Source organism: Candidatus Synechococcus calcipolaris G9 (assembly GCF_029582805.1).
GTDB lineage: Bacteria > Cyanobacteriota > Cyanobacteriia > Thermosynechococcales > Thermosynechococcaceae > Synechococcus_F > Synechococcus_F calcipolaris.
Window position 1 is genome coordinate 912,042 of sequence record NZ_JAKKUT010000002.1, and the last position, 12,729, is coordinate 924,770.

Annotated in this window: 9 protein-coding genes and 1 tRNA gene; 6 read left to right on the plus strand and 4 right to left on the minus strand. The window is 51.8% G+C overall.

The genetic code is table 11. From position 1 onward, the window contains the following. Positions 1 to 9: 9 nt before the first annotated feature. Positions 10 to 1,755, plus strand: a complete 1,746-nt coding sequence (locus L3556_RS07180) for an NAD+ synthase (RefSeq protein ID WP_277867609.1) — start codon at positions 10 to 12, stop codon at positions 1,753 to 1,755. Positions 1,756 to 1,813: 58 nt separating this feature from the next. After that, a complete protein-coding gene (locus L3556_RS07185) occupies positions 1,814 to 3,136 on the plus strand; it encodes an aminopeptidase P N-terminal domain-containing protein (protein ID WP_479682439.1) in 1,323 nt (440 codons plus the stop codon). Here L3556_RS07185 and L3556_RS07190 read toward each other — a convergent pair. Beyond that, entirely contained in the window at positions 3,133 to 4,245 is a 1,113-nt protein-coding gene (locus L3556_RS07190) for a GGDEF domain-containing response regulator (protein ID WP_277866620.1), read from the minus strand. The genes L3556_RS07185 and L3556_RS07190 overlap by 4 nt on opposite strands. Before the next feature lie 138 nt (positions 4,246 to 4,383). Between L3556_RS07190 and menD the strand changes: the two genes are divergently transcribed. From menD to L3556_RS07205, 3 genes are all read left to right on the plus strand, one after another. After that, complete coding sequence (menD, locus tag L3556_RS07195; RefSeq protein WP_277866621.1) at positions 4,384 to 6,165, plus strand: 2-succinyl-5-enolpyruvyl-6-hydroxy-3-cyclohexene-1-carboxylic-acid synthase; 1,782 nt, start codon at positions 4,384 to 4,386, stop codon at positions 6,163 to 6,165. A 22-nt stretch (positions 6,166 to 6,187) separates the two neighbouring features. Next, the gene (locus L3556_RS07200; protein WP_338405715.1) at positions 6,188 to 7,069 is read left to right on the plus strand and encodes a M23 family metallopeptidase; all 882 of its coding nucleotides are present in this window, start codon (positions 6,188 to 6,190) and stop codon (positions 7,067 to 7,069) included. A gap of 65 nt (positions 7,070 to 7,134) precedes the next feature. Continuing rightward, positions 7,135 to 7,215 (plus strand) — tRNA-Leu (locus tag L3556_RS07205). A gap of 37 nt (positions 7,216 to 7,252) precedes the next feature. Here L3556_RS07205 and L3556_RS07210 read toward each other — a convergent pair. Beyond that, the gene (locus L3556_RS07210; RefSeq protein WP_277866622.1) at positions 7,253 to 7,609 is read right to left on the minus strand and encodes a PH domain-containing protein; all 357 of its coding nucleotides are present in this window, start codon (positions 7,607 to 7,609) and stop codon (positions 7,253 to 7,255) included. Between the two features lie 109 nt (positions 7,610 to 7,718). Then, positions 7,719 to 8,156, minus strand: a complete 438-nt coding sequence (locus tag L3556_RS07215; protein ID WP_277866623.1) for a hypothetical protein — start codon at positions 8,154 to 8,156, stop codon at positions 7,719 to 7,721. 390 nt (positions 8,157 to 8,546) lie between these two features. Here L3556_RS07215 and L3556_RS07220 point away from each other — a divergent pair, with 390 nt between their 5' ends. Beyond that, on the plus strand, positions 8,547 to 8,945 hold the full coding sequence (locus L3556_RS07220; RefSeq protein WP_277866624.1) for an AbrB family transcriptional regulator: 399 nt from the start codon (positions 8,547 to 8,549) through the stop codon (positions 8,943 to 8,945). Between the two features lie 45 nt (positions 8,946 to 8,990). Here L3556_RS07220 and L3556_RS07225 read toward each other — a convergent pair whose 3' ends face one another. Then, on the minus strand, positions 8,991 to 12,662 hold the full coding sequence (locus L3556_RS07225; protein ID WP_277866625.1) for a hydantoinase B/oxoprolinase family protein: 3,672 nt from the start codon (positions 12,660 to 12,662) through the stop codon (positions 8,991 to 8,993). Between the last annotated feature and the right edge of the window lie 67 nt (positions 12,663 to 12,729).

Below are 12,729 nucleotides of genomic sequence, written 5' to 3' on the forward strand. Positions count from 1 at the left end.
CTGGCTGCCATGAACATTGCGATCGCCCAGATTAATCCGATCATTGGTGATTTGGTTGGTAACAGCCAGAAAATTCTAGAGGTCGCTCAGGGAGTTGTAGAGCCGAATCGCTCCCCCGCCGTGGATCTACTGATCACCTCTGAGCTTGCCCTCTGTGGCTATCCCCCCAAGGATTTACTCATGGATCCCCATTTTATTGAGGCCATGGATCGGCAACTGGAAGAGCTAACCCTAAATCTACCGCCATCCCTCACCCTGTTGCTGGGAACTGTTCGTAAAAATAAACTTGCCCAGGACACTGGCGGAAAAACCCTCCTAAATGGGGCCGTGTTAATTCAGGATCAAGCCATTATTCAAACCTTTGCCAAACGATTACTGCCCACCTACGATGTCTTTGATGAAGATCGTTATTTTGAACCGGGGCATACCGCTAATCATTTTGAATTAGACCTCCAGGGTAAATCGATCAAAATCGGTGTCACCATCTGTGAAGATCTTTGGAATGATGAGCAGTTTTGGGGACAGCGACGCTATCAGATCAATCCGGTGGCTGAGTTGGTGCAGGAACAGGTGGATTTGATTGTCAACCTTTCGGCCTCTCCCTATAGTCTGGGCAAACCCAAGCTCCGGCAACAGCTTTTAGCCCATACGGTACAGCGATATGGCTGCCCGATCATCTATGTCAATCAGGTGGGGGGAAATGACGATCTCATTTTTGATGGCCATAGTTTAGCGGTGAATCGCCCTGGGGAAATCGTTGCCCAAGCTGCGGGTTTCCAGGAGGATATTCTAGTCGTGCCTTGGCAGCAGGGGGACTTGCAACCAAGCCGTAAGACCCCCCTGGCCCAGAGTGAACAGGAAGAAATGTGGCGGGCGTTGGTATTGGGGGTGCAGGACTACGCCCAAAAATGTGGTTTTCGGCAGGCGGTGATCGGTCTCAGTGGTGGTATTGATTCAGCCCTTGTGGCCGCGATCGCCACGGCGGCCCTGGGGCCCGAAAATGTCCTCGGTATTCTGATGCCCTCCCCCCATAGCTCCGATCACTCCATTACCGATGCCCTGGCCCTGGCCAAAAATCTGGGGATACAAACCCATACCCTGGCCATTGCGGATTTAATGAAGGGCTACGATCGCACCCTGGAGACCCTCTTTTTGGGAACCACCCCAGGGGTAGCCGAAGAAAATATCCAGGCCCGGATTCGCGGTACCCTCCTGATGGCGATCGCCAATAAATTTGGCCATTTGTTAATCTCTACGGGTAATAAATCCGAATTAGCCGTGGGCTACTGCACCCTCTACGGGGATATGAGTGGCGGGTTGGCAGCGATCGCCGATGTTCCCAAAACCAAAGTGTATGCCCTCTGCCACTGGTTAAATGCCCAAGCAAAGCATAATCCCTTAAATTTAGCTGCCTTTAATTTAAGCCAAGGGCCCGCGAATATTATTCCAGAACACATCTTGACCAAACCCCCCAGTGCGGAACTCAAGCCTGGCCAAACCGATCAAGACTCCCTGCCGGACTACGATAGTTTGGATGATATTCTCGAGCAAATGATTGATCACCACCAGGCCGATGCCGCCATTGTCAGCCGAGGCCATGACCCCGCCCTCGTGGAACGGATTCGCTCCCTGGTACACCGGGCGGAATTTAAGCGTCAGCAAGCGGCCCCAGGCTTAAAAATTACGGAGCGGGCCTTTGGTTCGGGGTGGCGAATGCCCATTGCTGCCAAAATCAGGATTCAACATCAAAATTAACGGCTCAAGCTACAATAGCCCTAATTGATGCCCTATAGCTCCTTCACTTCATAAGCTAATGATCGAAATCGACTATCATCAACGACGCAAACAGTTACTTGAAAAAATTGGTTCTGGGGTTGCCGTCTTTGCCAGTGCCCCCATGGCGGTCATGCACAATGATGTAGAGTATAACTTCCGTCAAGATAGTGATTTTTATTATTTAACGGGCTTTAATGAACCCAGGGGCGTGGCAATTTTCGCCCCGAACCATCCCGAACATCAGTTTATTTTATTTGTCCAGCCCAAGGATCTTGCAAAGGAAATTTGGACTGGGGCGAGGGTGGGGGTAGCCGCCGCCCAAGAGCAGTACGGCGCGGATCAGGCCTATGCCATTGGTGACTTAGACGAGCATTTAGCCAGCTACCTAAAAACGGGGGATAAAATTTACTATCATTTTGGCCGCGATCGCCGCCTCAATGAACAGATTCTTGGCCATTACCAGCGATTATTAACCACCTATGCCAAGCGGGGAACGGGGCCCCTAGGGATTGCGGATCCGGGCCCCCTCTTGGCCCCCATGCGCCAGATTAAAACCGAAGCGGAGTTAGACCTGATCCGCCGGGCGATCGCCATTAGTGCCGAAGCCCATAACCTGGCTCGGGAAATGGCCCAACCGGGGTGTTACGAGTACGAAATTCAGGCCGAGATGGAGCATTTATTTCGCCTGCGCGGTGGCGATGGCCCGGCCTACCCCTCAATTGTTGCCTCCGGCCCCAATGCCTGTGTGCTGCACTATACCGAGAATTCTCGCCAAATGGAGGCTGGGGATCTATTGCTCATTGATGCCGGCTGTGCCTACCGCTACTACAACGCCGATATTACCCGCACCTTTGGGGTGGGGCGGCCCCTAAGTGAGGAGCAGCGCGTCCTTTACGAATTAGTATTGGCGGCCCAAAAGGCGGCCATTGACCAGGTTCAGCCCGGAAATACCTACGACCAAATCCATGACGCTGCGGTGCAGGTAATTGTGGAGGGACTGGTAGACCTTGGTTTACTGGCGGGAGATATTGACACCTTGATCAATGAAGGGAAGGACGAACAAAAACAAAAATATCGTACCTTCTTCATGCATGGCACGGGTCACTGGTTAGGCCTAGATGTCCATGACGTGGGCATCTATAAACACAATAAAGACACCTGGATCAGCCTACAACCGGGCCATTTACTCACCGTTGAACCGGGAATTTATATCCATCCTGAAGCTGAACCTGCGGAGGGCCAACCCGCCATTGGCGATCGCTGGCGGGGGATTGGCATTCGCATTGAAGATGATGTGTTAGTTACGGCAGCAGGCCCTAGCGTCTTAACTAGCGATGTGCCCAAAGAACTCATGTCCTAGGACGGAACCGTGGGGACTTTGACAATAGGGTGTACCACCACTTGATTGCGGCCCCGCCGCTTCGCTTCATAGAGGGCTTGATCCGCTGCATTGAATAATAACAGGGGGGAATCCTGGCTTTCGGGGTACATGGCAGCAACGCCAAAGCTCATGGTGAGGCAAGAATGGATGGGAGATCGCCCATGGACAATACAGCGTTGATAGATAGCTTGACGCAAACTCTCGGCAATTAACTGGGCCCCACTGGCATCGGTATTGGGTAGCACTAATACAAATTCTTCTCCCCCATAGCGGGCGGCCATATCCCGGGGGCGGCGAATGGATTGACGCAGGGTTTCCGCGACCTGTTTTAAGCAATCATCTCCGGCCTTATGACCATACTCATCGTTATAAAGCTTAAAAAAGTCTACATCCGCCAAGACTAGGGCTAGGGGGTAGCGATCGCGGATTGCACTGAGCCATTCCTGATGGAAAAAGAAATCAAAATGCCGCCGATTGGCCAACTCCGTTAATTGATCCGTAATCGACAGCCGCATCAGTTCTCGGTTAGCCCGTTCTAATTCAGCGGTGCGGGCGGCAATAATTTCCGACTGCTGGGCCACCACCCGCTCGAGTTCTTCATTGGCCTTAGCCAGTTCTTCGTTAAGTTGCCGCAGGCGATAATTTTGTTCATCAATCTTGCGATCCTGTAAGTAGCTATGCACCGCATCTAGAACCGTAAGTTTTAAATCCTCAGGGTTCCAGGGTTTAGAAATATAGCGATAGAGTTTAGATAGCTTCAGGGCATTACTGACGGCTTCTAGGTTAGCCTGGCCCGTGAGCATGATTTTGAGGGTTCCCGGCGACATCTCATGGACGCGGCCGAGGAGTTCATCTCCCTTTAGATCCGGCATAATATAGTCGGACAGCACTAGGGCAATTTCACAGTCTTCTTGCTTGAGTTCCGCCATGAGGGAAAGGGCATCTTCGGCCCCTTCAGCGGTTTCAATAATACATTCATCGCCTAGGGCCCGCCGCAGTTCAATCCGCAAACTTTCTAAAACCGCTGGCTCGTCATCAACACAGATCACAACAGGCTTATTGTGAAGGGGTTTTCGCTCTTCGTCCAAGATATTATCCACTAGAATAAAGACTATGGATAGGATGCATTTTCTAGGGTCATTGTGACCCATAAAATATAAGGATAGCTGATCCAATGAACTTTATTTATTTTTTAGAATAATTTAACTGCGATTTTTGATAACTCCATGGCTCTAGCTGGCCCCGTCCCTAGTAATCTAAATAGTCTCTGGTCTTCGATTCTCTTTGAAACCCTATTTCGCCTAGGTCTCAGGCAGGTGGTTGTTTGTCCCGGTTCCCGATCCGGGCCCTTGGCCGTGGCGGTCGCCGAGCATCCACACCTAGAAGCGATTCCTATTCTTGACGAGCGATCTGCGGCATTTTTTGCCCTAGGCTTGGCCCGTCAGTCCCATACACCCGTGGCCCTGATCTGCACATCGGGAACCGCCGCCGCTAATTTCTATCCAGCGGTCATTGAAGCCAGTGTGAGCCATGTTCCCCTGTTGATTTTGACTGGCGATCGCCCTCCAGAATTGCGCTTTTGTCATGCTGGCCAAGCCATTGATCAGACCCAATTGTATGGGGGGTATAGCCGGTGTTTTCGGGAATTGGCTCTACCGGAGTTAAATCAGTGTGGGTATCTGCGGCAAACCATCCAACAGCTTTGGCATCGGTGTCTATCCCCGGATCCCGGTCCCGTACAGATTAATATTCCCCTGCGGGATCCCCTGGCTCCCCTGCCGGATCCTGAATTTCAGGCAACGTTCCAGGAATGGGTCGCCGCCAAGTCTTGGGGGGAAACCTTCTATCAGCATCTCGCTCCCCACCCTAGGGTCAGCCCCAGTTCATTTCTCTTTCCCTGGCGAGATTGGCAGGCCCATGGTCGAGGGGTGATTATTGCCGGCCCGGCCCAACCTCCGGTTCCCTTAGACTATTGCCGGGCGATCGCCCAATTAAGTGCAGCTTTGGGCTGGCCCGTATTGGCGGATGTTCTATCCCCCTGTCGTCACCACCAAGATGTCATTCCCACGGTCATCAGCGGTTACGATCTTCTCCTACGAGATAGTTCCTGGGCAGATAGGTTGGCCCCTACCGCCGTGATTCAATTGGGAGAACTCCCCACCAGTAAACCCCTACGGGCTTGGTTATCAGAGTTTCAACCCCAACGTTGGATCATTGACCCCTATGGCGATAATTATGACCCCCTCCATGGCCCCAGTATTCCCCTGCAAACTGGGGTTGAGGCCCTATTGCGATTAGACTCGGTGACTTTGGAGGATCAACCAGCAGGCTGGTCAGATTACCTAGAGGATTGGCTACGGGGCGATCGCCAGGTTCAGGAACAGCTAGATCACCTCTTTGCGGAAACAGATTGGCTTTGGGAACCCAAAATAGCCTGGACTCTGGCAAAAATGTTACCCCCCCAAACCCCCCTCTTTATTGCCAGTAGTATGCCGGTGCGGGATGCAGAAACGGTCTGGCCCGCCAATGATCACCATATTCAGCCCTGGTTTAATCGCGGAGCCAATGGGATTGATGGTACCCTCTCCACCGCCCTAGGGATTGCCCACCGCCACACTGCCGCCGTTCTGCTGACCGGGGATCTGGCCTGCCTGCACGATACCAATGGGTTTTTAATTGCACCCCAATTCCAGGGATCCCTAACGATTGTATTAGTGAATAATCACGGGGGTGGGATTTTTGGCATGTTACCCATTGCCCAGTTTGATCCACCCTTTGAAACCTACTTTGCCACCCCCCAATCCGTTTCCTTTGCCACATTAGCCGCCGCCTATGGCATCCATTATCAATCCCTTCACACTTGGCCAGATTTGGAAAAAGCCCTAGAAATCCATGAACTCAACCGCCCAGGTATTCGTCTATTAGAACTCACCTGCGATCGCCAACGGGATGCCCACAATCGGAAAACCCGGTTGTATCCTTTACTTAGCAACTCCTTCCATTCGTAAATTTAGTAATAAGGCCTTGCCGATGACGTTTATGTTTACCTACCAACCCTCAAATAGCTCACGATGGATGCCCCTTGGGATGGTGATCACCGTGCCGATGGTGATGGCTACCCTACCCGTTGCCGCCCTAGAGGTTGTGGTTCGCCCCGATCGCGCCTCCCTGGGGGATACCCTATCCATTGAAGTGCAAACCACGGAAACAGAGCCGCCCCAAGTGGAAGTAGCCGGTAAAATTGTGCCGGTCTTTCCCCTAGGAAACAATCGCTGGCGATCGCTGGTTCCCACCACCCCCCTGCAAACCCCCGGCCGCCGTTCCCTCATTGTTCGTTCCGGTGCAGATACCCGCAATATGCTGGTTTGGGTAGGAAATCGTCAGTTTTCAGTACAGCGCATTTGGCTTCCCCCCGGCAAAGATTCCAGCGGTACAGATTTTGAATTTGATCGGGTGGATGAATTTAAGGCCCTCGTCACCCCCGAAAAACTGTGGCAAGGCCCCTTTCGTCGCCCCCATGCTGGCCCCGTCACCACTCCCTACGGTGTGCGTCGCTACTACAATGGTGTCTTTGCGGAAAATTACTTCCATCGCGGTATTGACTATGCGGGTGGCACTGGCTCCCCTGTCCTAGCCGCCGCCCGCGGTCGCGTTGCCCTTGTGGGTCGAGAATCCCAAGGTTTTTTAATCCATGGCAATACGGTGGGAATTGATCACGGCCAGGGGGTAATTACTATTTATCTACACTTGCACAATATTCGCGTCCAGGAAGGCGATATGGTCACAGCCGGGCAGGTGATTGGTACCGTTGGCAATACAGGCGCGTCCACAGGGCCCCATCTCCACTGGGGATTGTACGTCAACGGCGAATCTGTGGATCCCCGCTCCTGGTTAGGCCAGGGATGGGAATAATCTGAATATTTAATGCAGAAAGATTAAAAAAGAGCCAGCATTTTGCGCTATGCTAGGTCTGCTACGCGGATGTGGCGGAATTGGTATACGCGCACGTTTGAGGGGCGTGTGGCTTTGCCTTGCGAGTTCGAGTCTCGCCATCCGCATAACTATTCACTATTCCCAGGACATCAACCCCAATCCCTACAGGGGTGATTCCGACGAGCTATCTGGCCCAGAGGGTTTTGGCCCATAGGTCTCCAGTAGAGCCAGCACTGCTTCAATGTCATCGGGGGTAATGATCATTTTGATAGGATGGCCGTCATCAATGAAAATCCCTTCTTCCTTCTTGGGGCGATTCGGATCCAAGTGAAACCAGTGGGGGATCAGACCCATTCCCCACAGTCGCCATTTCCCTTCAAAACCTAGCTCTAGTTTTTCATAGCTTTGAATAGATGAGTAGGGCACTGACTTATCGCCAAAGGGAAAGTAATACCAGCGAATGGTCAGACCCTGGCGATCGCAACTAATATACGTGTCTTCGTAAAGAATCTCATCCATGGTTATTCTTCAGCCTCCAAAAAGGGAGTATGACCGCTATCATGCCCTGTTCCCTTCCTTTAGGCAAGGGAGTAGACGGACGAGTAAATAGTTTAAATAATGCCGAGAATTAGGCGAGATTGGGGGGCAAGGTCAGAGCCTGGATAATTTTCTGTTGCAACTGGGCACGGGAGACCTCCGAACTATTTTCCGTCGCCCCATCCTCCAGGATTAAAAGGCTATCCACTGGCTCCATGGCCAAAAGTTGAAAGAGTAAATCAATAATCGGAATCGGACAGGCCCCTAACCCTCCCCCTCCATGGCTCAGGGCCATGGCCTCACTGCCGTAGGCATAGATCACAGACTTTGTTTGACCGGGATGGCGACGGTGTTCCAGGGTGACAACTTGCCACTGTTGGTTTGGGGTTTGTAATACGTAATAAATTAACTGGGGAAACATCTGGGCCTGGGCTACTAGAATTGGTGCGATCGTCCGTATTGCCTGGGGAGTTTGACCATCCTGGGGGGCATCGGCAATCAAACGGTTGGCTTGTTCCTGTAAATTCACAGGGGATCCTCTTGAGTGCAACTATCCCTACTCTATCTTTCTTGCCATGACCGGCCGCAGCAACACCATTAATGAATCATTGCTAAATCGTTACCATTCCCTTAGGGGAAACGAACTCTACCCAGAACTTCGCCTATGGTTTAGCTTATGAACCCAGATATTTTCCAGAATACTTATTTTATGCAGATAAAACAAATTAAAATTGTAAATCTTCAGTCAAAAATCCAAAAATTCACCTAGATCAGGCCTAAAACAACTTGAATAACTGAAACGAATATGCTTTGCTTATTAATAGGCTGTCAACACAACGTTACTGTAAAGTAAAAGTCCAAAAATTGTACAGCATGATGGAATATGTTCATTGTGTTTTAACTCAAAGGTAGGTTAGGAATGGCGCGGAAACGACATGAAGTCTTGACGGGCAGAGCACTTGTGGAGAAGGTTAAAGAACTGGATCACCTAACTAAAGAGGAAAAGGCAAAGGCCTGTGGTTACTACAGCATGACTAAAGGTGGTACTGAACGAGTCAGTATGATGAAATTTTCCAATGCCCTTCTGGATGCCTTGGGAATGAACTTAGATGGTAGAGGTTCCTCTCGCAATCGGGGCGGGCGCAGTGCCAGCTATCGGATTACGGTTCAAGCCAATGGCAATTTACTCATTGGTTCTGCCTATACGAAGCAAATGAATTTGGAGCCTGGGGATGAGTTTGAAATCTCCTTGGGGCGCAAACACATTCATCTGAAGCAGTTATCTAATGAGGAAGAGGAGGATGTGTCCGCCGCTTAGTTATGACCTAACTAGGTTTGGGGCCTCAACAAGAACTTATAACTCTTAGGGCTGACCAAAGCCGCCGCCACCGGGAGTTTCAATTCTAATTTGATCACCAGGTTCAACCCTTAGGGTGATAGTGCCAGGTAGGGATAGGGGGTCTGCGTTTTTACGTTGAAGCCAATTCTGTCCCCCTTGGCCACTCTTGCCTCCCTGAAGACCAAAGGGATGAATGCGGCGACTTTGGGATAGAATGGTTACGGTCATTGATTGACAAAATTCTATACAGCGAATGGCCCCATTTCCCCCCTTAAAGGCTCCAGTTCCCCCACTATTGGGCCGCACTGCAAAGGTTTTGACTAGAACGGGAAAGCGGTTTTCTAAAACTTCAACATCCGTTAGGCGAGAATTGGTCATGTGAGTTTGCACCGCATCGGCTCCGGCAAATCTAGCTCCGGCTCCGGCTCCGCCACAAATGGTTTCGTAATACTGATAGCGATCGCCACCAAAACTAAAATTATTCATCGTCCCTTGACTGGCGGCCATCACCCCTAGGGCCCCGTAAAGAACGTTAGTAATCGTCTGGGATGTTTCCACATTTCCGGCGACAACTGCCGCTGGGGGATGGGGGTTAAGAAGGCAACCAGGGGGAACAATAATATCTAGGGGTTGGAGACAGCCGGCATTCAGGGGAATTTCGTCTTGGATGAGGGTACGGAAGACATAAAGAATGGCAGCTTTTGTGATGGCTAGGGGCGCATTAAAATTGTCCTGGGTTTGGGCAGATGTGCCCCTAAAATCCAGGGTCGCCCGTTGGCGATCGCCCCGGATTGTAATTTTCACCTGAATGCGACTGCCATTATCCAATTCACAGCTAAATTCCCCATCTTCTAGGGTAGTTAAACAACGACGTACACAGTCGGCTCCATGGTCTTGACTAAACCCCATATAGGCTTGAACCATGGCTTGGCCATAGCGATCGCAGAGGCTTTTTAACTCCATTACTCCCCGCCGATTGGCGGCAACTTGGGCCTGGAGATCCGCAATATTTTGATCTGGGTTACGGGCAGGATAGGGGCCGGCGCAAAGTAAGGAGTATAGGGTTTCTGATTGCAGGCGATCGCCCTCCACAATCAGGACATTATCGAATAACACCCCTTCTTGATCCACCTGGGTACTATTGGCGGGCATGGAACCGGGACTGATACCGCCAATGTCGCTATGGTGTCCCCGGGACGCAACAAAAAACTGCGGCTGAAGTCCACCTTGTCCATCTAAAAAGACCGGCGTAATCACCGTAATATCCGGTAAATGGGTGCCGCCCCGGTAAGGATTGTTACTGGCATAGACTTGACCGGGTTTAAGGGTAAGTCCGTTTTGGAGGAGAGCCTGGACACTATCCCCCATGGAGCCAAGATGGACGGGAATATGGGGGGCATTGGCCACTAGGTTGCCTTGGCGATCGAAGAGGGCGCAGGAAAAGTCCAGGCGTTCTTTAATGTTGACGGAGGCACTGGTTTGCTGAAGCGTAATGCCCATTTGCTCGGCGATCGCCTGGAAGAGATGGTGAAAAATTTCCAGTTGAACCGGATCCCAGGTCAGGGGTTGATCGGAGTTGGCGGCGATTTCAGAGCAGTGATTCCCATCCCGATACTTTGTAGGCGCGATCCCTTGGCGTTGAATTTTTAGACCGCCTTGGCTAAGTTTGACCGCTTGCCAGCCCATTTCAATGACATTGGTTCCCGTGGCATCAATAATTAGGGCCGGGCCAGGAATCGGCGACCCTGGGGTGAGGTGTTCCCGTTGTAGCACTGGAGCTAAATGCCAAGCATTGTTACTATACATCTCTACCTGGGTGGGTTTCCCTGGCGGGGATGGGGCAGTGGCGATTGGTAAATCCCCATTCACGGGGGCCTGGCCAATGCCCTCTACTTGCAAACGGGTTATGATCAGCGGGCGATCGGGAAAGGTAAATCCATAGAGTTGCTGATGCTGCTCCCTAAAGCATTCGGCCATGGTCTGGGGGTCTGCTAGGGCCACCACCAAGGAGGTATCCGTTCCGATGTAGCGCACATACACCCGCTGGAGGCAATCCATGGCCGCTAAGGGTAATTCCTGGGCAACTAACTCCCCTTGCACGGCTTGACTGAGATCATCGGCCTGGGCCTGCACCTGGCGATAGTGATCCTCATCGAGGGGGGCTTCAATGGTTTGCTCCTTTATCACCCGCAGCTCTGCCCTACCCATGCCATAGGCCGATAGCACCCCCGCGTAGGGATGGATAAAAATTTCAGGAATACCCAGTGAGTCCGCAATCAGACAGGCGTGTTGCCCCCCCGCCCCGCCAAAACAACAGAGGGTATAGTCCCGCACATCATAGCCCCGCTCTAGGGAGATTTTTTTAATGGCTTGGGCCATCTTGGCCACGGCGATCGCCAAAAATCCCGCCGCCACCTGCTCTGGGTTTGAATCAATGCCGGTTTGTGCCTGGATGTCTCGACTAATGGTCTGAAACATGGCTTGGACAATGGGTTTATTTAGGGGTTGATCCCCTTGGGGGCCAAAACACTGGGGAAAAAATTCCGGCTGGACTCTCCCTAGGAGGACATTGGCATCCGTAAGGGTTAAGGGCCCTCCCTGGCCATAGGCCGCGGGCCCGGGATTAGCTCCGGCGGAGTCGGGGCCAACTCGATAGCGACTGCCATCAAATTTCAAAATGGATCCGCCTCCCGCCGCCACCGTATGGACCGCTAACATCGGCGATCGCAGGCGTACTCCCGCTACTTCTGTTTCATTAAAGCGTTCGTATTCTGCCCAGGGGGATTTTTCGCTATGGCGGTAGTGACAGACATCCGTTGAAGTGCCCCCCATATCCAGGCCAATTAGCCGCTGAATCCCTACCGCCAGAGCCGTTTGCACGACCCCCACCATGCCCCCCGCCGGCCCGGACAACAAACTATCTTTCCCTTGGAAGAAATTAGCTTTGACTAAGCCGCCATTGGACTGCATACAAAAGAGGGGCACATTACCTAATTCATGGCTCACCTGCTGGATATAGCGATGCAACACGGGAGACAAATAGGCATCCACCACGGTGGTATCTCCCCGGCTCACCAGTTTGATTAGCGGACTCACCTGATGGGAAACGGAAATCTGGCTAAACCCAATCTGCCGCGCCAACTCGGCCACCTGCTGTTCATGATCCGGGTAACGAAAACTATGGAGTAGGACAATGGCGCAGCCACGAATACCGGCAGCAAAGGCCGCTTCCAGTTCTGGCCTGAGGCGATCGCAATTTACGGGTTCCAATTCTTCCCCGGTGGCACTGTAGCGTTCCTGTACCTCAATTACCCGCTCGTAGAGCATCTCCGGTAAGATAATTTCCTGGGCAAAAATATCCGGGCGATGTTGGTAGCCAATGCGTAGGGCATCCCGAAATCCTGCCGTAATCACTAATAGGGTGCGATCTCCGCTACGCTCCAGTAGGGCATTCGTCGCCACCGTCGTTCCCAGCTTAATGGCACTAATGTTTTCACTGGGGATGGGGTCATGGGGGCCCAAACCTAAGATTTCACGAATTCCCTGTACCGCTGCATCAGGATACCGCTCTGGGCATTCGGAAAGGAGTTTATGGATGGTTAATGTTCCCGTGGGCGATCGGGCGACAATATCCGTAAATGTGCCACCGCGATCGATCCAAAATTGCCATTTCCCCAATGCAGCGTCTTGTTTCAAAATCAAGGGTTCCAAACCAACAAGATAAACTAAAAAATACTAAACCATCTCCTCCCCTATCCAGATT

What these genes read in the sequence shown, in the direction of transcription:
- L3556_RS07180 (WP_277867609.1), top strand. Translation starts at nt 10, where the DNA reads ATGAACATTGCGATCGCCCAGATTAATCCGATCATTGGTGATTTGGTT.
- L3556_RS07185 (WP_479682439.1), top strand. Translation starts at nt 1,814, where the DNA reads ATGATCGAAATCGACTATCATCAACGACGCAAACAGTTACTTGAAAAA.
- menD (WP_277866621.1), top strand. Translation starts at nt 4,384, where the DNA reads ATGGCTCTAGCTGGCCCCGTCCCTAGTAATCTAAATAGTCTCTGGTCT.
- L3556_RS07200 (WP_338405715.1), top strand. Translation starts at nt 6,188, where the DNA reads ATGACGTTTATGTTTACCTACCAACCCTCAAATAGCTCACGATGGATG.
- L3556_RS07210 (WP_277866622.1), bottom strand. Translation starts at nt 7,609, where the DNA reads ATGGATGAGATTCTTTACGAAGACACGTATATTAGTTGCGATCGCCAG.
- L3556_RS07220 (WP_277866624.1), top strand. Translation starts at nt 8,547, where the DNA reads ATGGCGCGGAAACGACATGAAGTCTTGACGGGCAGAGCACTTGTGGAG.